At 64.9% G+C, this 25,387-nt stretch carries 26 protein-coding genes and 1 tRNA gene; 12 read left to right on the forward strand and 15 right to left on the reverse strand.

Annotated elements, in window-relative coordinates; all coding sequences use genetic code 11:
• Positions 1-103: 103 nt before the first annotated feature.
• Genes AACL56_RS19450 through AACL56_RS19460 form a run of 3 tightly spaced genes read left to right on the forward strand, consistent with a single transcriptional unit; the run spans position 104 to position 2,865 of the window.
• Positions 104-883 carry an aldolase gene (locus AACL56_RS19450; protein WP_339091453.1) on the forward strand — a complete coding sequence of 260 codons (780 nt, stop codon included), beginning with the start codon at positions 104-106 and terminating at the stop codon, positions 881-883.
• An 18-nt stretch (positions 884-901) separates the two neighbouring features.
• On the forward strand, positions 902-2,245 hold the full coding sequence (locus AACL56_RS19455) for an MFS transporter (protein WP_339091454.1): 1,344 nt from the start codon (positions 902-904) through the stop codon (positions 2,243-2,245).
• Positions 2,242-2,865 (forward strand): 2-hydroxychromene-2-carboxylate isomerase, encoded by a 624-nt coding sequence (locus AACL56_RS19460; RefSeq protein WP_339091455.1) that lies wholly within the window; start codon positions 2,242-2,244, stop codon positions 2,863-2,865. Before AACL56_RS19455 ends, AACL56_RS19460 begins: the two co-directional genes overlap by 4 nt.
• A 24-nt stretch (positions 2,866-2,889) precedes the next feature.
• Here AACL56_RS19460 and AACL56_RS19465 read toward each other — a convergent pair whose 3' ends face one another.
• The 13 genes from AACL56_RS19465 to AACL56_RS19525 form a co-directional block, all read right to left on the reverse strand.
• Positions 2,890-4,335, reverse strand: coding sequence for an HD domain-containing phosphohydrolase (locus AACL56_RS19465; protein WP_339091456.1), 1,446 nt, complete (start codon positions 4,333-4,335; stop codon positions 2,890-2,892).
• Positions 4,336-4,398: 63 nt separating this feature from the next.
• Complete coding sequence (locus tag AACL56_RS19470) at positions 4,399-5,187, reverse strand: alpha/beta fold hydrolase (protein WP_339091457.1); 789 nt, start codon at positions 5,185-5,187, stop codon at positions 4,399-4,401.
• A 407-nt stretch (positions 5,188-5,594) separates the two neighbouring features.
• Positions 5,595-5,671 (reverse strand) — tRNA-Pro (locus tag AACL56_RS19475).
• 26 nt (positions 5,672-5,697) lie between these two features.
• Positions 5,698-6,174 (reverse strand): MerR family transcriptional regulator, encoded by a 477-nt coding sequence (locus tag AACL56_RS19480; protein ID WP_339091458.1) that lies wholly within the window; start codon positions 6,172-6,174, stop codon positions 5,698-5,700.
• Positions 6,175-6,238: 64 nt separating this feature from the next.
• The gene (locus AACL56_RS19485; protein WP_339091459.1) at positions 6,239-6,610 is read right to left on the reverse strand and encodes an integration host factor subunit alpha; all 372 of its coding nucleotides are present in this window, start codon (positions 6,608-6,610) and stop codon (positions 6,239-6,241) included.
• 5 nt (positions 6,611-6,615) lie between these two features.
• The gene (gene pheT, locus AACL56_RS19490; RefSeq protein ID WP_339091460.1) at positions 6,616-9,057 is read right to left on the reverse strand and encodes a phenylalanine--tRNA ligase subunit beta; all 2,442 of its coding nucleotides are present in this window, start codon (positions 9,055-9,057) and stop codon (positions 6,616-6,618) included.
• A 47-nt stretch (positions 9,058-9,104) separates the two neighbouring features.
• Positions 9,105-10,181 carry a phenylalanine--tRNA ligase subunit alpha gene (pheS, locus tag AACL56_RS19495; RefSeq protein ID WP_339091461.1) on the reverse strand — a complete coding sequence of 359 codons (1,077 nt, stop codon included), beginning with the start codon at positions 10,179-10,181 and terminating at the stop codon, positions 9,105-9,107.
• A gap of 112 nt (positions 10,182-10,293) precedes the next feature.
• Entirely contained in the window at positions 10,294-10,653 is a 360-nt protein-coding gene (rplT, locus tag AACL56_RS19500; RefSeq protein ID WP_012747009.1) for a 50S ribosomal protein L20, read from the reverse strand.
• Positions 10,654-10,677: 24 nt separating this feature from the next.
• Entirely contained in the window at positions 10,678-10,881 is a 204-nt protein-coding gene (gene rpmI / locus AACL56_RS19505) for a 50S ribosomal protein L35 (protein ID WP_007832497.1), read from the reverse strand.
• A 160-nt stretch (positions 10,882-11,041) separates the two neighbouring features.
• Complete coding sequence (gene infC / locus AACL56_RS19510) at positions 11,042-11,665, reverse strand: translation initiation factor IF-3 (protein ID WP_339092903.1); 624 nt, start codon at positions 11,663-11,665, stop codon at positions 11,042-11,044.
• Between the two features lie 101 nt (positions 11,666-11,766).
• Complete coding sequence (thrS, locus tag AACL56_RS19515) at positions 11,767-13,674, reverse strand: threonine--tRNA ligase (protein WP_339091462.1); 1,908 nt, start codon at positions 13,672-13,674, stop codon at positions 11,767-11,769.
• 527 nt (positions 13,675-14,201) lie between these two features.
• Positions 14,202-15,533, reverse strand: a complete 1,332-nt coding sequence (gene aceA / locus AACL56_RS19520; protein WP_339091463.1) for an isocitrate lyase — start codon at positions 15,531-15,533, stop codon at positions 14,202-14,204.
• A gap of 206 nt (positions 15,534-15,739) precedes the next feature.
• The gene (locus tag AACL56_RS19525; protein WP_339091464.1) at positions 15,740-16,153 is read right to left on the reverse strand and encodes a gamma-glutamylcyclotransferase family protein; all 414 of its coding nucleotides are present in this window, start codon (positions 16,151-16,153) and stop codon (positions 15,740-15,742) included.
• 37 nt (positions 16,154-16,190) lie between these two features.
• Between AACL56_RS19525 and AACL56_RS19530 the strand changes: the two genes are divergently transcribed.
• From AACL56_RS19530 to AACL56_RS19540, 3 genes are read left to right on the forward strand one after another with little or no spacing between them, the layout of a single operon-like run.
• Positions 16,191-17,123 (forward strand): DMT family transporter, encoded by a 933-nt coding sequence (locus AACL56_RS19530; RefSeq protein ID WP_339091465.1) that lies wholly within the window; start codon positions 16,191-16,193, stop codon positions 17,121-17,123.
• A 40-nt stretch (positions 17,124-17,163) separates the two neighbouring features.
• On the forward strand, positions 17,164-17,382 hold the full coding sequence (locus AACL56_RS19535; RefSeq protein ID WP_339092960.1) for a hypothetical protein: 219 nt from the start codon (positions 17,164-17,166) through the stop codon (positions 17,380-17,382).
• Positions 17,279-17,728 carry an SWIB/MDM2 domain-containing protein gene (locus tag AACL56_RS19540; protein ID WP_339091466.1) on the forward strand — a complete coding sequence of 150 codons (450 nt, stop codon included), beginning with the start codon at positions 17,279-17,281 and terminating at the stop codon, positions 17,726-17,728. Before AACL56_RS19535 ends, AACL56_RS19540 begins: the two co-directional genes overlap by 104 nt.
• Before the next feature lie 40 nt (positions 17,729-17,768).
• On the opposite strand, the gene AACL56_RS19545 is transcribed toward AACL56_RS19540, so the two are convergent.
• On the reverse strand, positions 17,769-18,548 hold the full coding sequence (locus tag AACL56_RS19545; protein ID WP_339091467.1) for an AraC family transcriptional regulator: 780 nt from the start codon (positions 18,546-18,548) through the stop codon (positions 17,769-17,771).
• Between the two features lie 103 nt (positions 18,549-18,651).
• Between AACL56_RS19545 and AACL56_RS19550 the strand changes: the two genes are divergently transcribed.
• Positions 18,652-18,954 carry a hypothetical protein gene (locus AACL56_RS19550; RefSeq protein ID WP_339091468.1) on the forward strand — a complete coding sequence of 101 codons (303 nt, stop codon included), beginning with the start codon at positions 18,652-18,654 and terminating at the stop codon, positions 18,952-18,954.
• Here AACL56_RS19550 and AACL56_RS19555 read toward each other — a convergent pair.
• The gene (locus AACL56_RS19555) at positions 18,917-20,644 is read right to left on the reverse strand and encodes a thiamine pyrophosphate-binding protein (protein ID WP_339091469.1); all 1,728 of its coding nucleotides are present in this window, start codon (positions 20,642-20,644) and stop codon (positions 18,917-18,919) included. The genes AACL56_RS19550 and AACL56_RS19555 overlap by 38 nt on opposite strands.
• A gap of 104 nt (positions 20,645-20,748) precedes the next feature.
• Between AACL56_RS19555 and AACL56_RS19560 the strand changes: the two genes are divergently transcribed.
• The 5 genes from AACL56_RS19560 to AACL56_RS19580 all read left to right on the forward strand — a co-directional run bounded on the left by AACL56_RS19560 (position 20,749) and on the right by AACL56_RS19580 (position 25,379).
• Positions 20,749-21,423 carry a TetR/AcrR family transcriptional regulator gene (locus tag AACL56_RS19560; RefSeq protein WP_339091470.1) on the forward strand — a complete coding sequence of 225 codons (675 nt, stop codon included), beginning with the start codon at positions 20,749-20,751 and terminating at the stop codon, positions 21,421-21,423.
• Between the two features lie 163 nt (positions 21,424-21,586).
• Entirely contained in the window at positions 21,587-22,579 is a 993-nt protein-coding gene (locus tag AACL56_RS19565; RefSeq protein ID WP_339091471.1) for a tripartite tricarboxylate transporter substrate binding protein, read from the forward strand.
• A 34-nt stretch (positions 22,580-22,613) separates the two neighbouring features.
• Positions 22,614-23,387, forward strand: a complete 774-nt coding sequence (locus AACL56_RS19570) for an ABC transporter permease (RefSeq protein WP_339091472.1) — start codon at positions 22,614-22,616, stop codon at positions 23,385-23,387.
• A 55-nt stretch (positions 23,388-23,442) separates the two neighbouring features.
• Entirely contained in the window at positions 23,443-24,444 is a 1,002-nt protein-coding gene (locus tag AACL56_RS19575; RefSeq protein ID WP_339091473.1) for an ABC transporter substrate-binding protein, read from the forward strand.
• Between the two features lie 155 nt (positions 24,445-24,599).
• A complete protein-coding gene (locus tag AACL56_RS19580) occupies positions 24,600-25,379 on the forward strand; it encodes an ABC transporter ATP-binding protein (protein ID WP_339091474.1) in 780 nt (259 codons plus the stop codon).
• Positions 25,380-25,387: the final 8 nt, after the last annotated feature.

Raw genomic sequence — 25,387 nt, forward strand, 5'->3', positions numbered from 1 at the left:
TGCATGGCTCGCGCGGCACTGCCTCTCCATACTCGCCCGCAGCAGCCGCGGCGCGGGCAAACGTGCCCTCGCCGGCGGCCGCCGGACCACGAGGAAAGAGCACATGAGAGACGACCTCCGCACGAAGGAATACTTCGACGAGCGCGCCACGCGCGAGATGGCGCAGCACCTGAAGGACGCGCCGCGCAGCATGAAGGAAACGCTGGCGTACGCCTGCCGCATCCTGGCCATGACCGGACAGGAAGCCGGGCTGGCAGGCCAGATCAGCGCCCGCTCGGAACGACCCGACGCCTACTGGACGCTGCGCTTCGGCCTCGGCTTCGACGAGGCCACGCCCGACGACTTCATCGAGGTCGACCAGGACCTGAACACGCTCACCGGCGAAGGCATGGCAAACCCGGCCACGCGCTTTCACCTGTGGGTGTACCGCGCGCGCAAGGACGTGAACTCGATCGTGCATACGCACTCGCCCTGGGCCTCGGCATTGGCCGCTGCGCGCCAGCCGCTGGTGATCGCGCAGATGGACATGACGCCGCTGCACGACGACTGCGCGTTCCTGGCCGACTGGCCGGGCGTGCCGATCGCCGACCAGGAAGGCGTGCTGATCTCGGAAGCGCTGGGCACGAAGCGCTCGATCATCCTGGCGCACCACGGCTACCTGACTGCGGGCTGCAGCATCGAGGAAGCCACCTACCTCTCGGTGTACCTGGAACGCGCCGCACGCATGCAGCTGCGCGCACAGGCCGCCTATGGCGCGTTGACACCGGTGAACGACGCGTTGGCGCGAGAGGCGCACGACTACCTGCTGAAGCCGTCGATCGTGAACGGCACCTTCAACTACTGGTGCCGCCAGACGAAGGCCATGCCTTCCGCGGTGCGCTGAACGCGGCACGAGGTACAGATGATGAACGCACAGGAACTCCCCACGGGCGACGAGACAAGGGCGGCGCGGAAAGGCTACGTGACGGCCGGCCTTGCCAGCATGATGGGCACCACCATCGAGTGGTACGACTTCTTCCTCTACGGCACGGCGGCGGCGCTGATCTTCAACAAGATCTTCTTTCCCTCGTTCGATCCGATCACCGGCACCATGGCCGCGTTCGCCACCTACTCGGTCGGCTTCTTCGCGCGGCCGCTGGGCGGCATCGTGTTCGGGCACTTCGGCGACAAGGTGGGACGCAAGTCGATGCTGCTCATCACGCTGCTGATGATGGGCGTACCGACCATCCTGATCGGGCTGATCCCGTCGTACGAGAAGATCGGCTACTGGGCGGCCGTGCTGCTGGTGCTGATGCGCTTCCTGCAGGGCATTGCGGTCGGCGGCGAATGGGGCGGCGCGGTGCTGATGGCGGTGGAGCATGCGCCGGCGGGCAAGAAGGGCTTCTTCGGCAGCCTGCCGCAGGCAGGCGTGGCGCCGGGGCTGATCCTGTCGTCGCTGGCCATGGGCGCCGTGGCGAAGCTGCCCGAGGCCGACATGCTGTCGTGGGGCTGGCGCATTCCGTTCGTGGCCAGCGTGATCCTGCTGCTGGTGGGCTGGTTCATCCGCGTGAAGGTGGCCGAATCGCCGGACTTCGAGCGCATGGAGACCCGCGGCAGGAAGGTTGCGCTGCCGGTGATGGAAGTGCTGCGCAAGTACCCGCGCGAAACGCTGGTCGTGGTGGGTGCGCGGCTGGCGGAGGTGACGTGGTTCTACACCACGGTGACCTTCGCGCTGGCCTATGCCACCGGCACGCTCGGCATCGCGCGCACCGTGATGCTGGACGCCACCATCTGGGGCGCGGTGGCGGCGCTGGTGATGATGCCGCTGTGCGGCATCCTGGGCGACCGCATCGGCCACAAGTGGGTGTTCATGCTGGGAACGGTCGGCATCGTGGCATGCGCTCCGCTCTTCTTCGACTTCCTGCACTCCCGCGAGGTGTTCTGGATCAACGTGGCGGCGGTGATGGCCATCGGCGTCGTGTATGCCTGCCTGTACGGTCCCGAAGGCAGCCTGTTTGCCAGCCAGTTCCCGCCCGAGGTGCGCTACACGGGCATCTCGCTGGCGGTGCAGGTCTCGGGCGCCATCGGCGGCGGGCTCGCGCCGATCATGGCGACCTGGCTGCTGGCCCGGGGCGATGGCAATCCAGCCTACGTGGCCTGGTACCTCGGCGCGCTGGGCGTGGTGGCGTGCATCAGCGCCTTCAAGATGCACGGCAGCGAGCGCTTCGCACCGATTCCGAAGCCGCTGGCCAAGGCTGCGCCATGACTCAGGAGGCTGGCGCGATGGCGAAGTCGATCGACTGCTACCTGTGGATGAACTCCGACTGGGCCTACCTGGGCGCCGACCGCCTCGATGCGCTGGCGCGGCGGCATGGCGTCACGGTGCGCTACATGCCGGTGGACCTGCCCGCCGTGTATGCGCGCACCGGTGGCATCCTGCTGCCGTTGCGCGCACCCGAGCGGCAGCAATACCGCGTGGCCGAGTTGCGGCGCTGGTGCAAGCGGCTGGGCATCCACGTCAACCCGAGCCCGAAGTTCATGTGTCCCGATGCGACGCTGGCCTCGCACATCGTCATCGCTGCCACCGACCGCGGGCATGACGTGGTGCCGCTCTGCAAGGCGATCCTCCGCGCGCAGTGGTGCGAGGAGAAGGACATCTCGGATGCAGACACGCTCGCAGGCATCGTGACGGACTGCGGTTTCGACGCGCCCGCGCTGATGCGCGATGCGCCCACCGGCGAAGTCGCACGGACCTATGCCGCGTTCACCGATCGCGCGGTGGCGGCGGGCGTCTTCGGTTCGCCGTCGTACGTGTACCGCGGTGAACTCTTCTGGGGACAGGACCGGCTCGACTTCCTCGAAGAGGCGGTGGCGGCGGCTCAATGATGCGGCACGGCCGCGCACCGGGCGTCAGAGCAACCCGAGCGTCATCGCCTTCAGCGTGGCGGCGGCGCGCGTGGTGCAGCCGAGCTTGCGGAAGATGTTCTCGAGATGGGCGCGCACGGTGCTCGGGCTGATGCCGAGCGACCTTGCCGCTTCCTTGTTGCTTTCGCCGAGGCTGATGCGGCCGAGCACCTCGACTTCGCGGCCCGACAGCAGCGCAGCTGCATCGGCGGACGACGCCTCGGCGGCAGGTTGCGGATGGCCGGTGAGCAAGGCGACGGCTTGCGCGTCGAGCCGGCCGCCATCGCTTTCCGCGCGCAACGCCGCGATCGACTCGACCTCCGTCAGCGCAGGCTTGCCGGGCCGCGCGGTGCGCAGCGCCACCCAGTGCGCGGCAGCGGCCAGCACGCGGCCTTCGGTGTCGATGGCCGCGCCCTTTACGCCGCGGAAGAAGCCCGAGCCGTCGAGCCGCTCGTCGACGAAGGATGCGATGCCAGCCTCGTCGCGAAGCGTGTCGATGCGTCGCGCCGCACGCTCGGTCCAATAGGGCACGAGGCGCAGGCGCTCGGCATCGGCCTCGCTGCGTACGCCGGGCGAATCCCAGACCGCATTGGGCACCGACGCGCGGCCGATGCCGTGGATGAGCCCCGCGCGGTAGATGCGCTGCTGCTGCGCCGCATCGAGCCCCAGCCCTGCCGCACAGCGTTGCGCAGCTTCGGCCACGCGGCGCGAGTAACCCGTCATCCATGGCAGCTTGAGATCGATCACATCGGCGATGAGTTCGAGCGGCGCGGTGATGTCGCGCAGCGCGACGGGCGTGGGCATCGGTTCGGTGGACGCACCCTGCTCCAGCATGTGCAGCCAGTCGACCGCGTGGCGCTGCGCAGCGTCGACGAGGAACGCCGGATAACGCGCGTCGGCGCGCTCCGCGATGTAGCGCAACGCATTGTTCAGCCCGTGCACGCGCGAGAAGATCTCGAGGTCGCCCGCCACGGTGACGATGAACACCTCGGCGGGAATGCGCGCGGCCTCGAGGCCCAGCGGCTTGCCCTGCCCGTCGAAGGTTTCGAACATGTGGCGCAGCGGCAGTTCCACGGCCGCGGGCATGCCCAACGTGCGCGCGATGTCGCCGGACACTTCGCAGTGGATCTCGGCCAGCGGGCTGATCGAGCCCGCGAAGTCTGCTGCCGCGCGCGCGGATGCGGTCGCGAGCATGGCGCGCCGGCCGCCCACGTCGTCGCCCAGCAGATCGGAGAATTCGGGCGCGTTCGCGGTGCAGCCCGACCAACGCAGGAGCGACGCGCATGCCGCGTGCCCCTGCACCGCCTCGTCGCCACCGGTCGCTGCCGCTAGGCGCGACGCGAGCCACGCGGTGCGCACCGACTGGTCGATCGGCTGTCCCATGCTGAGATCGCCGACGAATGCAAGCGCGCGGATGGCGTCGAAGACCTGGATCGGAGAAGGAGGCTGCACGGGAAACGACGGCGAAGTGAAGAGCGTGCCGCGACGGAGCGCCCGCCGCCGGCACGTGGGACCTTACTTGGATTGACGCACAGCGTCCAGGATCACCTCGGCCACCTTGGCCGGCTGCGACTGCTGCGGCACGTGGCTGCTGTTCACGCGTGTGAGATGCGCGCCGATCTTCTTCGCCATCTCGATCTGCAGCGCCGGCTGGATCATGTGGTCGGACGTGGCGGCCAGATACCACGAAGGCTTGGTCTTCCAGGCCGCGATGGGCAGCTTCTGCTCGAAGGACTTGCCCAGGATCGGGCCTTGCGTGGCCGTCATCACCGCCGTGGCCGAGGCCGGCAGGTCCTGCGCAAAATGCCGGCTCATGCCTTCCTTCGTGAGCGACAGGAAGCCGGAAGCGTCGGCCACGATGTGCGCCGAGCCTGGCGCGGGCGGATAGTCCTTACCGAGTTCCGCGGAGGTCTGGCCCGCATCGGGCGCGAAGGCGGCCACATAGACCAGCGAGGCGACCTTGTCGTTCGCACCCGCCTCCGTGATGACCGAGCCGCCCCAGGAATGGCCGACCAGCACGACCTCGCCCGGCTGCGCATCGATCGCGCGTTTGGCCGCGGCCACGTCGTCCTCGAGCGAGGTCAGCGGGTTCTGCACCGCCACCACGTGCACACCCTTGGCCTGTAGCAGTGGAATCACCTTGGCCCAGTCGGAACCGTCGGCGAAGGCGCCGTGGACGATCACGACGCTGGGCCTGGAGGTGTCGGGCGCGACGGGTGTTGCAGCCGTTGCGGCAACGGCGGAGAACGACAGGCCGATGACGGCGGCAGCGGCGGCGAGCTTGAAGCGCTGGATGGTTTTCATGAGGGCTTTCTTGCGGAAGTGACGGGAGGAATGGGAGAACCCGTACTGTCCGCTTCGAGGGCCCGACGCGCCATTGGACGAATGTCCGATCAGACGTGCTGTGCCACGAGCACGACCGCGCCGGCAACGGAAATCGCACCGCCGATGATTTGCCTGAGTACCTTCATGAATGTTCTCCTTGGAATGCGTCGAGGAGTTCATGGTGCCGCGAATCGCTTCGGGTGGGGGGTTGGCAATCTTCATTCGGAAGATAGGCAGGATGAAAGACGGCACACGCGGATGTTGCACACCGAAAGCTCGGCGTCGCGGTCGCTTGGGCACGACCGAAGAAGGCCTGCCAACCACCCGCACAAAGAAAAACGGCTTAGGTCTTGTGGACCTAAGCCGTTGATTTCATTTCTTGTTTTTGGTCGGTGTGAAAGGATTCGAACCTTCGACCCCTTGCACCCCATGCAAGTGCGCTACCAGGCTGCGCCACACACCGAAGCTCTCGATTATAGCCGTTGAAATTCAGCGTCCGACAGTCAACAGCTCACGAATTTCAAAGAGTTCGCGGCGCAAGTGCAACAACTGGGACAGGTCAGGTTCCCGGACGGCCTTTTCCGTGCTCACGTGGACCGGTTCGGGCGAGTCCTGCACGATGGCCGCGTCGAATTCTTCCTGGTCGATCTCGATGGCTTCCATTCCTTCGAGCGGCACCTCGCCAGCCTTGCGGCGATCGCGATCGCCTTGCACCAATTCCTGCAGCTTGTTGCGCGCGCCGCTGATGGTGAAGCCCTGGTCGTAGAGCAGATCGCGGATGCGACGGATCATCAGCACCTCGTGATGCTGGTAATAGCGGCGGTTGCCGCGCCGCTTCATGGGGCGCAGCTGCGTGAACTCCTGCTCCCAATAGCGAAGCACGTGGGGCTTGACGCCACAGAGTTCGCCGACCTCACCAATGGTGAAGTAGCGTTTGACAGGAATCGGCGGGAGCGTTTTCTCCATTGAAATCAAGACCGTGCGCGGGAAACCTTAGAGATTACTCCACGCAGGCGCACAGCACCAAGCACTATTCGGCGCCCAGGCTCCACTCGACTTCCGGCGCGGCGCCCTGCTCGGCGCTTCCCTGGATCTGTTCCTTCAGCTTGGCGCTCGCGTGGAAAGTGGCCACGCGGCGCTCGCCGATCGGAATGGCCTCGCCGGTGCGCGGATTGCGCCCCGGCCGCGGTGCCTTGACGCGAATCTGGAAGTTGCCGAAGCCGGAAATCTTCACGTCGGTGCCTTCGATGAGGCTGTTTGCCACGAGCTCGAAGAACGCTTCGACCATGTCCTTGGACTCACGCTTGTTCAAGCCGATCTGCTCGAACAGCAGGTCGGCCAGATGCGCCTTGGTGAGCGCAGGCGTCTCGAGAGCCTCGAGCGTGAATTCGGCAGCGTTCATTCTCATCACCCCCTCAAGCGGCCGCCGACCTGGGCGCCCAGTTGTTCGACGATCGCACGCACAGCGGGTTCGACCTGCTCGTCCGTCAACGTGCCGCTGTCGCTCTGGAAGCTCAGGCGCACCGCCATGCTCTTCTCGCCTTGCGCCAGTGCACCGGGCGCGGCCACGGCGCCGTCGCGCAATGGCTGCGGACGATAGATGTCGAACAGCGTCGCGTCGCGCAGCAGACCCGTGGCAGCAGTCGCACCGCGAATGGCGTGCATGAGTGCGTCGTGCGTCACGGCCTCGGCCACGACGACGGCAATGTCCCGCTCCACGGCCTGGTGTTTGGGCACCGGCTTTGCCACAGGCACGGGACGCGCGATGACGGCATCGAGGTCTAGTTCGAACAGCACCGGCGGTTGCGCGAAGTCCCACTTCTGGCGCCACCGCGGATGCAGCTCGCCGACGAAGCCGATGGCCTTTCCGTCGACCAGCACACGCGCAGAACGCCCGGGATGCAGCGCGGGATGCTCGGCCGCCTCGAAGGTCGGCACAAGCGGTGACAGCAACGCCTCGACATCGCCCTTGACGTCGTAGAAGTCGATGCGCTGCGACTTGCCGTCCCAGCGCGCCTCATCGGCATCGCCCCAGGCGAGCCCGGCCACGCGCATCGGCTGGTCGATGCCGCGCACGGTGCTGTCGGTGGTCGCAACGCTGTCGTCGCGCATGAACACCCGGCCCAGCTCGAACACGCGCACGCGTGGCGCCTTGCGGTCGAGGTTGAACTTGAGCACCTGCAGCAGAGAGCCGAGAAGCGACGAGCGCATGACGCTCATCTGGCTTGCGATGGGATTCAGCAGCTTGACGGGGTCAGTGTTGCCCGCCAGGTCCTGCTCCCAATGCGCTTCCACGAAGCTGAAGTTGATCGTTTCCTGGTAGCCCAGCGCGGCGATGCTGCGACGCACAGCGAACCGGCTGCGCTGCGCCTCGGGCCGCACGCGGGCGGTGATGGGCGCGAGCGGTGCAACGGTCGGCAGGTTGTTGAAGCCGATCAGGCGCGCAACCTCCTCGATCAGGTCTTCTTCGATCAACAGGTCGAAGCGGTGCGGCGGCGGTGCGACGGTCAGCGTGCCTTCGCCTTCGGTGATCGAGAAACCGAGGCGGCCGAGCGCATCCGCGCACTGCGCCTGCGTCAGCGGCATGCCGATCACGCGCGAAGCACGCGCCACGCGAAGCGTGACGGGCGAGGCTTCGGGCACATGCAGTTTCTGGTCGTCGATCGTGCCGGCCTGGCCGCCGCAGACCTCGACGATGAGTTGCGTGATGCGCTCGATGATCTGCACCGTGCGGCTCGGATCGACGCCGCGCTCGAAGCGATGGCCCGCATCGGTGGAGAAGTTGAAGCGGCGCGAACGACCTTGCACGGCTTCGGGCCACCAGAAGGCGGCCTCGACGTAGATGTTGCGCGTGTCGTCGGACACGGAGGTTGCATCGCCACCCATGATGCCCGCGAGCGATTCGACTTCGCGGTCGTCCGCGATCACGCCGACCTTGTCGTCGACGGTGATGGTGGTGCCGTTGAGCAGCTTGAGCTGTTCGCCCGCCTTGCCCCAACGCACGGTGAGGCCGCCGTGGATCTTGTCGAGGTCGAAGATGTGGCTGGGCTGACCGTACTCGAACATCACGTAGTTCGAGATGTCGACCAGCGGGGTGACGCTGCGCTGGCCGCAGCGCGCGAGGCGCTCGACCATCCAGCCCGGCGTGGCAACCTTGGTGTCCACGCCGCGCACGATGCGGCCTGAGAAACGGCCGCAGAGTTCGGGGGCTTCGACCTTGACAGGCAGCACATCGGAGAACGACGTTGCCACCGGTGCGATGGCCGGCGTCTTGAGCGGTGCGCCGGTGAGCGCCGACAGTTCGCGCGCCACACCGTACACGCTGAGTCCATGCGCCAGGTTGGGCGTGAGCTTGAGCGTGAGCAGCGAGTCATCGAGCTTGAGCACCTCGCGCACATCGGCGCCGATCGGCGCATCGGATGCGAGCTCGAGCAGCCCGCCATGATCTTCGCTCAGGTGCAGCTCTCGCGCCGAGCACAGCATGCCCTGGCTTTCGACGCCGCGCAGCTTGCCGAGTTTGATGAGGAAGGGCTTGCCGTCTTCGCCCGGCGGCAGTTCCGCGCCGACGAGCGCGCACGGCACCTTGATGCCGACGCGCGCATTGGGCGCACCGCACACGATGTTCAGCAGAGCACCCTGCCCCGCGTCGACCTGGCAGACGCGCAGGCGATCTGCGTTCGGGTGCTGCACGGCTTCCTTGATTTCGCCGACCACGATGCGCGTGAAAGGCGGCGCCACCGGACGGCGCTCTTCGACCTCGAAACCACCCATCGTGAGGGTTTCGGCCAATGCGGCGCTGTCGAGCGGCGGGTTGCAGAACTCGCGCAGCCAGGATTCCGGGAATTGCATCTCTTCGATCTCGATCTGTTTTTTATCTATGGATGGGTGCCTGCGGCTTACTGGAACTGCGAAAGAAAACGCAGGTCGCCGTCGAAGAAGAGGCGAAGGTCGTTCACGCCATAGCGCAGCATCGTGAGACGGTCGGGGCCCATGCCAAAGGCAAAGCCGATGTAGCGCTCCGGGTCGAGACCCATGTTGCGGACGACGTTCGGATGCACCTGGCCGGAACCCGACACCTCGAGCCAGCGGCCGGCCAGGGGTCCGGTCTGGAATTGGATGTCGATCTCGGCGCTGGGTTCGGTGAACGGGAAGAAGCTCGGCCGGAAGCGCAGCACGAGGTCGTCGCGCTCGAAGAAAGTGCGGCAGAAGTCGGTGAAGACGACCTTCAAGTCCTTGAAGCTGACGTTCTCGCCGAGCCACAGGCCTTCGCACTGGTGGAACATCGGTGAGTGGGTCGCGTCGCTGTCGACGCGGTAGGTACGGCCCGGCGCAATCACACGGATCTCGGGCGCCTTCACGGTGCCCGTGGTGTCTGCGGCGGCGGCTGCGAACTCGGCGGCGTATTTCTTGATGTGCTGGTGGGCATAGCGCACCTGCATCGGGCTGGTGTGCGGACGCAGGTTGTAAGGAATCCCATCGTCGCCGTTCAGGTCGACGTAGAAGGTGTCCTGCATCGAACGCGCCGGGTGGTTCGGCGGGTTGTTGAGCGACGTGAAGCTGTGCCAGTCGCTCTCGATTTCGGGGCCATCGGCCACGTCGAAACCCATGCTCGAGAAGATCTCCTCGATGCGCTCCAGGGTGCGGCTCACCGGGTGCAGGCCGCCAGGAATGCGGCGACGGCCGGGCAGGCTCACGTCGAGCGCCTCGGCGCGCAACTGCAGCGAGAGTTCTTCATCGGCCAGTTGCTGGCGTCGATCGGTCAACGCGGCCTCGATGGCCTGCTTGGCGACGTTGATCGCGGCGCCGCGGGACTTCTTCTCTTCGACGCTCAGCGCGGCCATGCCCTTCATCAGCTCGGTGATGCGGCCCGACTTGCCGAGGAACTGCGCCTTGGCGTTCTCGAGCTCAGCGGGCGTCTTCGCTTCGGCGAACGCGGCGCGCGCGGTGTCGACCAGGGAGTCCAACTCGTTCATAGCAACAAAAATCTTCGAGGGGAAATAAAAAAGAGCTGGAGCCTTTTCAAGCGCCAGCCCTTGAGCCGTGGGCGCAGGAAGCCGCCCGGAAGCAGCAGCCTGCTGTGCAGAATCAAGCAGCCAGCTTGGCCTTGACCTGCTCCACGATGCCGGCAAAAGCGGCCTTGTCATGCACGGCGATGTCCGCCAGCATCTTGCGGTCGATCTCGATACCGGCCTTGCGGATGCCATTGGCGAACTGGCTGTAGGTCAGGCCCAGTTCGCGCGAAGCGGCGTTGATACGCGCGATCCACAGCTGACGGAACACGCGCTTCTTGGTACGGCGGTCACGGTAGGCGTATTGGCCTGCCTTCATCACCGCCTGTTTGGCGATGCGGAAGACATTGCCGCGGCGACCGCGGAAACCCTTGGCGAGTGCGAGAACTTTCTTGTGGCGGGCGCGAGCCGTTACACCACGTTTGACGCGAGGCATGTGTGTACTCCTTGTTCGTCTGAGTTAAATGCCACGGCCGGGCAGCATCGCGGCGACGGAAACCATGTTGGTCTCATGCACTGCAACTGCACCACGCAGGTGACGCTTGTTCTTGGTGGTCTTCTTCGTCAAGATGTGACGCTTGAAGGCTTGACCGCGCTTGACGGTGCCACCGGGACGAACGCGGAAACGTTTTTTCGCGCTGCTCTTGGTCTTCATTTTGGGCATGTGAATGCTCCTTTAGTTTGTGCTCGTGAGGCGCCATGGATGCTCCACGGACTTGTTGGCCCCGAGACACTTCTTTATCTCGCCCTTGCCTGCGCTTCTTTCGAAACGCCGGCAACGGCGAAATCCCTTCAAAACCTCGCTACTGAGGCGACCCTGGCTCTCAAGCCGCTGCGGGCGATGCGGCCGGAGCCGCAGCATCTGCCGCCGGCTTCGGTGCACCACCGCCAGCCTTCTTGCGGCCCGGCGCGATCATCATGATCATCTGCCGGCCTTCAAGCTTCGGGAACTGCTCGACCATGATCAGGTCGCCCAGTTCATCGCGAATGCGCTGCAACAGTGCCAGACCCAACTCTTGGTGCGTGATCTCGCGACCGCGAAAGCGCAGCGTGATCTTGCATTTGTCGCCGTCCTCAAGGAAGCGCTTGATGTTGCGCATCTTGATGTTGTAGTCGCCGTCGTCGGTACCGGGTCGGAACTTGATTTCCTTGACCTCGATGACCTTCTGCTTCGACTTCGCCTCGGCCGCCTTCTTCTGCTCGTGGTACTTGAACTTGCCGTATTCGATGAGGCGGCACACGGGCGGGTTGGCGGCCGCGACAACCTCCACCAGGTCCACGTCCTGTTCTCCGGCCAAGCGCAAGGCCTCGGCAAGACTCACGACACCCAATTGCTCGTTATCCGGGCCGATCAGGCGGACTTCCGGGGCCATGATTTCCCGGTTCAGGCGGTGTTGGCGTTCCTCGCGGTGGCGGCGGTCGCGAAATGCAGTAGCGATGGTCAGAATCCTTCAAAATTTGCTACAAAATCTGTAGCGAACGCCGCTCAGTCTTCGCGGACAAGCGGCACGAGTTGGCTGCGAAACATATAGGACGTTTCAGAGACAAATCAACGCTTGCCAGCAACGTCCTGGACGAGCCGCTGCGTGAACGATTCGAGGGACATTGCACCGAGGTCCTGATTGCCCCGGGCGCGCACTGCGACGGCACCTGCTTCCTTTTCCTTGTCACCCACGACAACGATGTAGGGAAGCTTTTGCAACGAATGCTTCCGTATTTTATACGTAATCTTTTCGTTGTGCAGATCGAGCTGAACCCTAAGCCCTTGATTTTGCAGCGCTTTCGCCACGTCCCGAGCGTAGTCGGCCTGTCCTTCGCTGATATTGAGCACCGCCACCTGCACCGGCGCCAGCCACGCGGGCAATGCGCCCGAGTGGTGCTCGATCAGCATGCCGATGAAGCGCTCCAGGCTGCCGACGATCGCGCGGTGCAGCATCACTGGATGCGCGCGTCCACTCGACTCCGTCACGTATTCGCCGCCAAGGCGCTCTGCCGTGTTGAAGTCGACCTGCATCGTTCCGCACTGCCACTGGCGCCCAATGGCATCGCGCAGCGTGTACTCGATCTTCGGGCCATAGAAGGCACCGTCACCGGGCGCAATGACGAAGTCGACACCCGAACGGCGCAGCGATTCCATCACCGCATGCTCGGCCTTGTCCCATAGTTCGTCCGAACCGACGCGATTCTCGGGACGCGTAGCGACCTTGTAGAGGATGTCCGTGAAGCCGAAGTCGGCGTAGACCTTCTGAAGCTGCTCCGTGTACGCGATGCATTCGTCGAGAATCTGGTCTTCCGTGCAGAAGATGTGCCCGTCATCCTGCGTGAAACCCCGCACGCGCATGATGCCGTGCAGTGCGCCGCTGGGCTCGTTGCGATGGCACTGGCCGAACTCGCCGTAACGCAACGGCAGGTCGCGGTAGCTGCGCAGGTCGCTCTTGAAAATCAGGACGTGACCCGGGCAGTTCATCGGCTTGAGCGCGTACTCGCGCTTTTCCGACTCCGTCGTGAACATGTTGTCTCGATAGTTCTGCCAGTGGCCCGTCTTTTCCCACAGGCTCTTGTCCAGGATCTGCGGGCCCTTCACTTCCCAGTAGCCCGTGTCACGGTAGATGCCGCGCATATATTGCTCGACCTGCTGCCAGACCGCCCAGCCCTTGGGGTGCCAGAAGACCACGCCCGGCGCCACTTCGTCGATGTGGAACAGGTCGAGTTCCTTGCCCAGCTTGCGGTGATCGCGCTTCTCGGCCTCCTCGATGCGCTGGATGTACTGATCCAGTTGCTTTTTGTCCGCCCACGCCGTTCCGTAGATGCGCTGCAGCTGCTCGTTCTTGGCGTCGCCGCGCCAATAGGCGCCGGCCAGCTTCGTGAGCTTGAAGACCTTCAGGAAGCGCGTGTTCGGCACGTGGGGGCCACGGCACATGTCGACGTATTCCTGGTGGTAGTACAGGCCCATGGCTTGCTCGTCGGGCATGTCCTCGACGAGGCGCAGCTTGTAGTCCTCGCCACGCGACTTGAACACCTCGATCACCTCGGCGCGAGGCGTCATCTTCTTCACGACGTCGTAGTCCTGCGCGATCAGCTCGCGCATGCGCGCCTCGATCGCGGCCATGTCCTCTGGCGTGAACGGACGCTCGTACGCGATGTCGTAATAGAAGCCTTCGTCGATCACCGGGCCGATGACCATCTTGGCTGTCGGGTAGAGCTGCTTCACCGCGTGGCCGACCAAGTGGGCCGTCGAGTGACGAATGATCTCCAGGCCTTCATCGTCCTTGGGCGTGATGATCTGGAGCTTGGCGTCATGGTCGATGACGTCGCTCGCATCGACGAGCCGGCCATCGATCTTGCCGGCTACCGTCATCTTTGCGAGGCCGGGGCCGATGGACTGGGCCACCTGGGCCACCGAAACCGGGCCGGGGAACTCGCGGCGCGAGTTGTCGGGAAGCGTGATCTGGATCATGTGAAAACCTCGGCGAGAAAAACAAAAAAGCGCGGTGGATGGCCGCGCTTTGCTTGGTTCTGAAGCTGGTAGAAACCAGCGAGCGCGGGGTTACCGGCCTTTTCCTTCGAAGAAGAAAAAGCCGCTGCGTCCTTGCGGAGTAGTTCGCGGTGTCATAACCAAGGTGCCTTTCTCGCTCTTGTTGAGTGCAGAGTTCACAATTCTAGCCTCTATGGCTTCGCCCAGCGGGCTGCACTGTTCTCGGGAGCCAACACTCTCGACGAGCCTATGCCCTGTTTCGATTTCGGGCACATCGAACACAGACCTACAACGCCGGCAAGGGGCCACGCGAACCGGACCTTCCGCAAGGCAAACAGATCGCTTGGGATGCCAAAAGCATCCCTCGGGCGCGCGAGCGCGCCACGACCGCACGGTGCAGAAGCAAGATTCCTGCAGCTCCGCGAACCGGCATGCACAGAAAAAAGCCCAGCACCTGGCTGGGCTTGAAGTGGCAGCGAAGCCGCTGCCAAGGAACCGATCCGCGAGGATCAGTGGAACTGTTCTTCTTCGGTCGAGCCCGTCAGCGCCTTGACGCTGGACGAACCGCCCTGGATCACCGTGGTGACGTCGTCGAAGTAACCTGCGCCGACTTCCTGCTGGTGCGAAACGAAGGTGTATCCCTTGTCGCGCGCTGCGAACTCGGGCTCTTGCACCATGTTCACGTAGTGCTTCATGCCTTCGCCACGGGCATATGCGTGGGCGAACTGGAAGGTGTTGAACCAGTTGACATGGATGCCGGCCAGCGTGATGAACTGGTACTTGTAGCCCAGCGCCGCCAGGTCTTCCTGGAACGATGCGATCTGCTTGTCGTCGAGGTTCTTCTTCCAGTTGAAAGAAGGCGAGCAGTTGTACGACAGCAGCTTCCCGGGGCATGCAGCATGCACGGCCTGGGCGAATTCACGGGCAAAGCCGATGTCCGGCACACCGGTTTCGCACCACACCAGGTCGGCATAGGGCGCATAGGCCACGCCACGGCTGATGGCCTGCTCCAGGCCATTCTTCACGCGGTAGAAACCTTCCTGCGTGCGCTCGCCGGTCAGGAACGGCTTGTCGTTGGCGTCGTGATCGGAGGTGATCAGGTTGGCGGCTTCCGCATCGGTGCGGGCCAGAACAATGGTCGACACGCCCAGCACGTCGGCGGCAAAGCGCGCCGCGATCAGCTTCTCGCAGGCTTCCTGCGTGGGCACGAGAACCTTGCCACCCATGTGTCCGCACTTCTTCACGGCAGCCAGCTGATCTTCGAAATGCACGCCAGCGGCACCAGCGGTGATCATGTTCTTCATGAGTTCGAAGGCGTTCAGCACGCCGCCGAAACCAGCCTCGGCGTCGGCCACGATCGGCAGGAAGTAGTCGATGAACTCCTTGTCGCCGGGATTCACGCCGCGGCCCCACTGGATTTCATCGGCACGACGGAAGGTGTTGTTGATCCGGCGGACCATTGTCGGCACCGAGTCGTACGCGTAGAGCGACTGGTCGGGATACATGGTTTCCGACGTATTGCCGTCGGCGGCAACCTGCCAGCCAGAGAGGTACACCGCTTCCAGGCCCGCCTTGGCCTGCTGCATGGCTTGCCCCGCGGAGATCGCGCCGAAGGCGTTGACGTAGCCCTTCTTCGCGCCGCCGTTGATCTTGTCCCACAGTTTTTCAGCGCCGCGCTTTGCCAGCGTGTGCTCGATAGGGAAAGAGCCGCGAAGACGCACGACGTCGGCAGCGCTGTAGCCGCGCTTGACGCCCTTCCAGCGGGGATCTGTCGCCCACTCCTTTTCGAGTGCGGCAATCTGCTGTTCGCGGCTCAGTTGTTCTGTGAGGGTCTGGGGCATGGTCACTCCGTGAGGTTGGTTGAGGGTCTGGCGTTTCAGCCGTGGAGTTACTTTAATCCGGCCTCAAACTCTTATGTCTTATAGAAGACATATTTTTCACTCAGCAAAATCAATAAGTTAGATCGATATTTCTCAATACAAAATTATTTTTCTCATATCGAGAAAAAATATTGCAGCGCAACACTCGATGATTTCGCAATACGCAATCAATCTTTCGGTTGTGAAAACGCCGCCCCCCCGCCCGCGGCGTGCGCGATCCAATCGCCGCTGTCGACGGTGCTTCGGCCAACGATTCGCGATGAATGGATCTCGTAGACCAGGCAGTCGAGCAACTGCCCGCCGACTTCCACCTGCACTCGCCGCTTGATGTACTCGCCCGAGTCGTCGTCCGCGACTTCCTCGAGTACGTCGAGCGCCGCTTCGACGGAAGGCTCGATCGCATAGACCTCGCCCTTCACGCGCGTTGTTCCGCCGAGCACCAGACCCGGATAGGCACCGAGGTCATAGAGCGTGCCAGCGATGCTCGCCTCCCCGATCCACACCGGCAGCGGCTTATAGCGTGCGATGTCGTTGTGCCCGCCGCGCCGCAGCGTGCCGTAAACAAGAACGTGGGGCATCATCGAACCGCCTTCTCCGAAACAACAGAACTTCAGTCTATTGAACTCCGCTGCCCCCGCACCAGGCCGCCTCGTAGCCTATGGCTGCCTGGCCTTGAGCATGTCGCTCGTCGGCGCCTACGTCGCCCTTTCCAAGCCTCTCGTGGTTGCCTTTCCGGTGCTGCTGCTGGCGTGGCTGCGATTCGGCATTGCCGCACTGGCCATGCCGCATTGGCTCAAGCGCGCGCCCGACGAGCCGCCGATGACGCCGCGCACGCGCGGCCTCGTGTTCCTTGAATCGTTCCTCGGCAACTTCCTGTTCTCGATCTGCATGCTCTACGGCGTGAGCCTGACGAGCGCGGTTTCGGCCGGCGTGATCATGGCGTCGATTCCCGCCTGCGTGGCCGTCGCGAGCTGGCTCTTTCTGCGCGAGCGCATCACCATGCGCATCGCACTGGCCATCGCGTGCGCAGCATTCGGCATCGGCCTGCTGGCACTCGCGCCAGCGCACACACCGGCGCATGCTCCCGAGCCGGGCGCCATGCGTTCGTCGATTCCTTGGCTCGGCAACCTGCTCGTGTTCTGCGCGGTGCTCTGCGAGACGGCCTATGCGGTGATCGGCAAGTCGCTCACCGGGCGCCTCGGCCCGAAGCGCATCGCTTCGCTCATCAACCTCTGGGGCTTCGTGCTGTCGATGCCCTTCGGCATCTGGCTTGCGCTGCAGTTCGATTTCAGCGCTGTGCGCCTCGGCATCTGGGCGCTGCTGGTGGCCTATGCACTGGCCGCGAGCATCTGGACCGTGTGGCTCTGGATGAACGGACTTCGCCACGTACCAGCGGCTCAAGCGAGTGTCTTCACCGTGCTTCTGCCCGTCAGTGCGGCCTTGGTCGGTGTGCTCGTGCTGGGTGAAAACCTCTCCTCGCCACAGCTGCTTGCGTTCGTCATCGCACTCGTCGGCGTGGTGCTTGCGACGTGGCCCGGGCGCAGAACGTGAAAAAGAGAGCTTCTCCCCTCTGAAAAAACAACAGCCCCCAATGAAAAAAGCGCTTTTTCCCTTGGAAACGCGTTTTTTCTCCTTTAGCATCCGCAATGCCACTGGAGACGCAAGTTTTTCATTGGTGAACGTTCAACCAAAAAAGGAAATCAACCATGGCAACTGCAAAGAAGGCTCCGGCCAAGAAAGCTCCGGCAAAGAAGGCCGCTCCCGCAAAGAAGGCGGCGGCTCCTGCGAAGAAGGCTGCTGCACCGGCTAAGAAGGCCGCTGCTCCCGCCAAGAAGGCCGCACCGGCGAAGAAGGCTGCTCCTGCAAAGAAGGCCGCTCCCGCAAAGAAGGCTGCTCCCGCCAAGAAGCGCACGCCCAACGCCGCGTTCATGAAGGCCCTGACCCCCAGCCCGGCACTCGCCGCTGTGGTCGGCTCGACGCCGCTGCCGCGTACCGCCGTCGTGAGCAAGCTGTGGGACTACATCAAGAAGAATAACCTTCAGGACAAGGCCAACAAGCGCAACATCAACGCCGACGCCAAGCTGAAGGAAATCTTCGGCAAGGCCCAAGTGTCGATGTTCGAACTGGCCGCGCTGATCGGCAAGCACGTCAAGTAAGCCCTCGGGGGCCTTGTGCTCCCGAATCAGGAAGCCCGCTTCATGCGGGCTTTTTTTTCGTCTGCGACACGCCGTTCTCCACCTCGAAGAAGCGCGCCGGCGTGCAGCCGAAGTGCTTGCGAAAGGCCTCTATGAAGGCACTGATCGAGCTGTAGCCCACCGTCAGCGCCACAGCGGTGACGCTCTCTCGCAGGCTCAGCAATTCCACCGACTTGAGAAGCCGCGCCTGCTGGCGCCATTGCGCGAAGCTCAGGCCGGTCTCGGCGGCGAAGCGGCGCGTCAATGTTCGTCGCGCCATGCCGATGCGAGCAGCCCACTCGTCGATGCCATCGGTGAGCGCCGGATCGCCAGCCAGCGCGGCCGCCATGGCAGCCAGGCGCTTGTCCTGCGGCATCGGCAGGTGCAGCGACTGCGGACCGCTCGCTGCCAGCTCGTCGATCAGAACGGCCACCAGCCGCTCACGGCGGGGCTCCAGAAGGGCATCGGATGCATCCAGCGAGATCAGCCGCTCCAGCAGCCCCTGAAGCAGCGACGTAGATGCGAACACGTGCGGTCCGTCCGGCAAGGCCGCCGCGGCGTGCGCTCCGATGTGCAGGCTCCAGCCCGCGGTGGCACCGAAGCTCTGCGCCGCGTGGGCGCAGCGCGGCGCAATCCAGCCGATCCAACCCGGCGGCTGCACCCAGCGGCCCGACGGCGTCTCGATGACCTGAAGCCCCTCGCGCAACGCGAAGAGCTGCCCCGTCTCGTGCGCGTGATAGCCCGTCACGCGCGGCGCCTCGTACGCATGGACCCAGAGCTGCGCCGGCATCTCAGCCGCCATGGCCGGCCCGCCGGCGACATCGATCGGCCCCGTGCCGCAAGCCGCGCGATGCCCTGCGGCCTAGCATCGAGTCCATCTTCAACAAGCCATCCAAGGAGCATCCATGAAAGCGCAGGACATCATTGCCGACGGCCAGGACTTCACCGTCATCGGCGGCCGCACCGTGCGAAAGGGCTCGGTCGGCGCCTTTCTCGCCAATGCGCGAGTCCTCGAGGACGCGCGCGCGTCCGCCGAAGACAGGCACACCGCGCAGCAGGACCTGCACGCGCTGGTTCCCACGCTCGACGCACTGGGGCTGTTCGACGTGTTCGAGCTGCGCTCGCCCGCGCTGCGCGACGAGGTTGAACAGGCCCGCCATCGCGCCGCGCTCAACCCTGCGCCGGCTGCTGCTTCGCCGAACGCGTGATCGCGCCCAGCGTGCCCCGCGTGGTGATCACCTCGGGATCGAGCGGGATCTCGATCAGCGTGCCCGTATCGGCCGCCAGCGCCCGCAGCAGCGCGGCTTCGAACTGCGCGGTTTCCGTCACGCGCTCGGCGGCATAGCCGTAGGCGCGCGCGAGGCCGCAGAAATCGGGGTTGCGCAGCGCCGTGCCGCTCGTGCGTTCGGGGTATTCGCGCTCCTGGTGCATGCGGATGGTGCCGAACATGCCGTTGTTCAGCAGCACGATGATGCTCTTGCCGCCATGCTGCGACGCCGTCGCCAGCTCCTGCCCCGTCATCAGGAAATCGCCGTCGCCAGCGATGGTGAAGGCCACGCGACCGGTTGCCAGGTTGGCCGCGATGCCGGCGGGCACGCCATAGCCCATGGCGCCGCTGGTCGGCGCCAGCTGCGTCTTCACGCCCTTGGTGAGTCCGTGGTAGCGGAAATAGCGGTGCACCCAGCTCGCGAAATTGCCCGCGCCGTTGGTGATGGCGGCATCGGCCGGCAGGTGCTTCTGCAGCAGCGCGACGACCTCCGCCATGTCGACCGCCCCGCGTGGCGACTCCGCCGGCATGCCGGCCAGCGCCTGCGGCACCAAATTCGCCTCGTAGTCGGCATGCGCCTGCTGCGTCCAGTCCTCCCAGGGCAGCGTCGGCGGCGCGCTCAGCACCTCGAGGCTGCGCGCGGCGGCGCTCATGCCGGCATTGATGGCCAGGTCGGCCTGGTACACGCGGTTGAGCTCTTCGGCGCTCGCATGGATATGCACCAGCGTCTGCCTTGCCTTGGGCGCTTCCAGCAGGGTGTAGCCACCGGTCGTCATCTCGCCGAGGCGCGGGCCGATCGCGAGGATCAGATCTGCTTCTTTCACGCGCTGCCCGAGCTTCGGGTTGATAGCGATGCCGACGTCGCCCGCATACAGCGGATGGTGGTTGTCGAAGGTGTCCTGGAATCGGAAGGCGTTCGCCACCGGCAGGCGCCAGTTCTCGGCAAAGCGCTGCAGCGCCTGCGCGGCCTGCGTGGTCCATCCGCCGCCGCCGGCGATCACCAGCGGACGCTGCGACTTCAGCAGCAGTTCGCGCAATGTGCGCAGCGCGCCCGGGTCGCTCCAGGGCTCGACCGCCTCCACGCGCTTCAGCGGACGCGCGGCGGTCTCGCTGCGCAGCATGTCCTCGGGCAGCACCAGCACCACCGGACCCGGCCGGCCATTCATCGCGGTGGCGAAGGCGCGCGCAATGTATTCGGGAATGCGGTCCGCGTCGTCGATGCGTTCCACGCGCTTGGCGAAGCCCTTGGTGCTCGGTCCGAAGAAGCTGCCGTAGTCGACCTCCTGGAAGGCCTCGCGGTCGCGGAAGTCGCTGCCGACGTCGCCCACGAAGAGCACCATCGGCGTCGAATCCTGGAAAGCGTTGTGCACGCCGATCGATGCGTTGGTCGCGCCCGGACCGCGGGTGACGAAACACACGCCCGGCCGCCCGGTGAGCTTGCCGTGCGCCTCGGCCATGAAGGCCGCGCCGCCCTCCTGCCGGTTGACGATGAAACGCGCGCGGTCGCCGTACGCATGAAAGCCGTCGAGCACCGCCAGAAAGCTTTCGCCCGGCACGCCGAACGCCATTTCCATGCCTTGCTCGATCAGGCACTCCACGATCAGGTGCCCCGCGGGTTGTGATGTACTCATGAGAAGAAGAACCTCAGCTGCAGATGTGTTGGCGTTCGCCGTTGCCGATTGTGCGTCCACCGCCCAGGCCTTGCTTTAATTCCCCAACTGGTTAAATTCGCGCCATGAAGGCCCCCAAGGACTCCCCACACGACAGCGGCGACGCCACCGAGACGCTCGAGCCACGCTCGCGCGACGCCGACCGCTCGCAACTCGCGATCCTCGCGTCGGCGCGCGACGAGTTCTCCGCACGCGGCCTCGCCGGTGCCCGCATGGACAGCATCGCCGAGCGCGCAGGCCTCAACAAGCGCCTCATCTATTACTACTTCGGCAGCAAGGACGACCTGTTCCTCGCCGTGCTCGAGCGCGTGTACGCCGACATCCGCGAGGCCGAGCAGCGCCTGCACCTCGACGAGATCGACCCGGTCGAGGCCATCCGCCAGCTGGTGTCCTTCACCTGGCACTACTACCTCGAGCACCCCGAGTTCATCACGCTGCTCAACAGCGAGAACCTGCACGGCGCGGCGCACCTCAAGCGCTCCGAGCGCATCCAGGAGATGAACTCCCCGCTGGTGCAGATGCTCGACACCGTGCTCGAGCGCGGCCGCCGCGACAAGCTGTTCCGTGCGGGCGTCGACCCGGTGCAGCTGTACATCTCGATCGCCTCGCTGTGCTACTTCTACCTGTCGAACAACCACACGCTGTCGGCCATCTTCGGCCGCGACCTGCGTGCACCCAAGGCGATGGCGCAACGCCTGTCGCACATGACGGACCTCGTGCTGGGCTACGTCCTGCACTGATTCCCGCGCGCCCGCCTCGGGCACACGCGCACGCTTTCTCTCTCCGGGTATTCACTAGGCGGCCGCCGTTGACGCCGCGGCGCAGCCGTTTCTAGAATCTGTAATTCACTCGATGGTGAATTGATCGATCCAGAAAAAGCGGCCCGACCGCGCGGAGACAACCTTGAAGCAACTTGCACGAACGACCGTCCTTGCCTCGCTGACATGCATCGCCGCCGTGCTCTCTGCCGTGCCGGACCTGGCCGCCGCGCAGAACGGCTACCCGACCAAGCCGATCCGCGTGATCGTTCCGTTCGCGGCCGGCAGCACCACCGACATCATTGCGCGCGCCATCACCGACAAGATGAGCGTCAGCATGGGCCAGACGCTGGTCATCGACAACCGCGGCGGCGCCAGCGGCACCATCGGCCAGCAGGCGGTGGCCACGGCCGCGGCCGACGGCTACACGGTGATGATCCATTCGTCGTCGCACACCGTCAGCCCCTCCACCTTCGCCAAGCTGCCATTCGACACGGTGCACGACTTCGCCGGCGTCACGCCGATCTCGTCGCTGCCCAACGCGCTGGTGATCTCGCCCACGAAGAACATCAAGACGTTGCCGCAGCTGCTGGCTGCTGCACGCGCCAAGCCAGGCAGCATGAACTTCGCCTCCGCCGGCCAGGGCAGCGCCACGCACCTGAACGCCGAGAAGTTCAAGATGGCCGCGAAGATCGACGCCACCAACATCCCCTTCAAGGGATCGGGCGAGGCCGTCACCGAGGTGCTCTCGGGCCGCGTCGACTACTACTTCTCGCCCATCGCTCCGGTCATCGGCCAGATCAAGGAAGGCCAGCTGCTGGCGCTGGCCGTGGGTTCGCCCAAGCGCGCGGCCGCCCTCCCCGACGTGCCCACCACCACCGAGGCCGGCGTGCCGGGCTCCGAATTCAACTTCTGGATCGGAATGATGGCGCCCGCGAAGACGCCGCGCGACATCGTCGAGCGACTGAACGCCGAAGTGGCGAAGGCGCTGGCCTCGCCCGAGGTGAAGGAGCGCTTCGCCAAGCTCGGCGCCGACGCCTGGACGCTCAAGCCCGAGCAGTTCGACGCCTACATCAAGGAAGAGATCGCGAGCAACGCACAGCTCGTGAAGGCCGCCGGCCTCTCGGTCCAACAGTAAACCTGCCGCTCCCAAGAAAGCCCCGGCTCCCGCCATGCTCCGCAAGCTCCTGCTCTCTCCGGCCCTGCGCCCTTTCATCCTGATCCTGTTGCTGCTGGTGCTGTGGGACCTGGCGATCCGCCTCTTCAAGATTCCGGCCTACCTGATCCCCCCGCCGTGGGAGGTGGTGAAGCAGCTGGTGGCCGAATGGCCGCGCTTGCTTTCCGAAAGCTGGAAGACCACGCTCGCCACGCTGGGCGGCTTCGGCCTGACCATCCTCATCGGCATCCCGATCGCGATGGTCATCGCCTACTCGCGCGTGGTCGAGTCGTACGTGTACCCGCTGCTGGTGTTCTCGCAGAGCATTCCCAAGGTGGCGATCGCGCCGCTGTTCGTGGTGTGGTTCGGCTTCGGCATCCTCCCGAAGGTGATCAGCGCCTTCCTGCTGGGCTTCTTCCCGGTGGTGGTGTCCACGGTGATGGGCTTCAAGTCGGTCGAGCCCGACATGCTCGATCTCTCGCGCTCCATGGGCGCGAGCCGGCTGCAGACCTTCTTCAAGATCAGCCTGCCGCAAGCGCTGCCGCAGATCTTCAGCGGCCTGAAGGTGTCGGTCACGCTGGCCGTGGTGGGAGCGGTGGTCGGCGAGTTCGTCGGCTCCAACTCGGGCATCGGCTACGTGCTGCAGGTGGCCAACGGCAACTTCGACCTGCCCCTGATGTTCGCCGCGCTGGTGGTGCTGTCGAGCATCGGCGTGATCCTGTTCGTTGCCGTCGACCTGGTCGAGCGCGTGATGATTCCCTGGCATGCCTCGCAGCGCCACACGAACTGAACTCTTCTCTTTTTCAAGTTCCTTCGCCAAGCCAACAACTCCCGGAGACAAGACCATGAAGAAACTGCTTCCCACGCTGCTCGCCGCGGCCGCGCTCGCCACCTTCGCCGTCGCGCCCGCCCACGCGCAGGGCGACAAGCCCAAGGACAAGGTCACGCTGATGCTCAACTGGTACCTGTACAGCGAGCACGCGCCCTTCTTCCTCGGCAAGGAAAAGGGCTTCTACGCAGAGGAAGGCATCGACCTCGACATCCAGGAAGGCCGCGGCTCCGCCGTGACCGCCCAGGCGGTGGCCGCCAAGTCGGCCACCTTCGGCTACATCGACGTCACCACCATGATCAAGGCCGCCGCCAAGGGCGCGCCGCTGAAGTCCACGGGCGTGCTGTTCCAGGTGAGCCCGATGTCGGTCATGGGCTTCTCCGAGAAGAACATCAAGACGCCGAAGGACATCATCGGCAAGACCGTGGCCGTGACGCCGGGCGACTCGATGTCGCAGATGTGGCCGCTGTTCCTGAAGGTGAACGACATCAAGGCCGACCAGGTGAAGATCGTCTCCGGCGACGGCCAGACCAAGCTCAATGCGGTGACCAACGGCCAGGCCGACCTGCTGCTGGGCTACGTGATGGACCAGGCCATCAAGCTGCAGGACGCCACCGGCAAGCCGGTCACGCCGATCCGCTTCGCCGACTCGGGCGTGAACCAGATCAGCTCCGGGATCATCACCAACAAGAACCTGCTGACCGAGAACCCCGACCTGGTGAAGCGCTTTATGCGCGCCTCGACCAAGGCCGCCGAGGCCGCCGAGAAGAGCCCCGAAGCCGCGGTCGACGCGATGCTCAAGGCCAACGCCAAGGCCGGCGTGCGCGACACGCTGATCGTGGGCATGAAGCAGAGCGTGGCGCTCTATCACACGAAGGAAACGGCCAACCAGCGCCCATACCGCGTGACCATGAAGAACGTGAGCGACTCGCTCGACCTGCTGGTGCAGTACGGCGGCATGGATGCGTCGACGCGCGGCAAGCCCGAAGACTACGTGACGCTCGACTTCCTTCCGTAACTGGCTCGCCCCCAGGCTTCGCGCACTTCGTGTCGCTGCGCCTTCCCCCTGCCGGGGGCAACACCTGCGGCCCGGCGAAGCCGGTTCCGCGGTGTTTCCCGAAACCCACCTCCAGCCCTGTTCCCAGACAGTCCGCAGTCGCCCTCTCTCAAGCCATGTCCACTGAAGCCCTGATCGAAGCGCGCGGCGTCTCGAAGATCTACCAAAGCAAGGACGGCCCGGTCGAGTCGCTCAGGCCGCTCGACTTCGCCATCGCACAAGGCGAGTTCGTCTCCGTCGTCGGGCCCTCGGGCTGCGGCAAGAGCACGCTGCTGAAGATGGTGGCGGGCCTGCTGCCGATCAGCGGCGGCAGCCTGACGCTGGCGGGCAAGCCGATCGCCGGTCCGCAGAAGGACGTGGGCATCGTGTTCCAGAGCGCGGTGCTGCTGCCCTGGCGCAGCGTGGAAGACAACATCCTGCTGCAGGCCGAGATGCGCCACCTGCCGATGGATGCCGCCAGGGCGCGCGCCCGCGAGCTGATGGAGATGGCCGGGCTCAAGGGCTTCGGCGGCAAGTACCCGTGGCAGCTGTCGGGCGGCATGCAGCAACGCGCATCGATCTGCCGCGCGCTGCTGCACGACCCCTCGGTGCTGCTGATGGACGAGCCCTTCGGCGCGCTCGACGCGATGACGCGCGAGAAGATGAACCTGGAACTCCAGCGCATCTGGATGGCGTCGAAGAAGACGGTGATGCTCATCACCCACAGCATTCCCGAAGCCATCTTCCTGTCGGACCGCGTGATCGTGATGAGCGAGCGCCCCGGCTCGATCGCGGCGGTGTACGACATCGACCTGCCGCGCGCCCGCACGCTCGACATGATGGCGTCGCCCGAGTTCGGCGCCTACACCAAGCTGGTGCGCGCGCATTTCTTCTCGCAGGGCATCCTGGACCACTGAACGGCATT

Source organism: Variovorax paradoxus (assembly GCF_902712855.1).
Lineage (GTDB): Bacteria > Pseudomonadota > Gammaproteobacteria > Burkholderiales > Burkholderiaceae_C > Variovorax > Variovorax paradoxus_Q.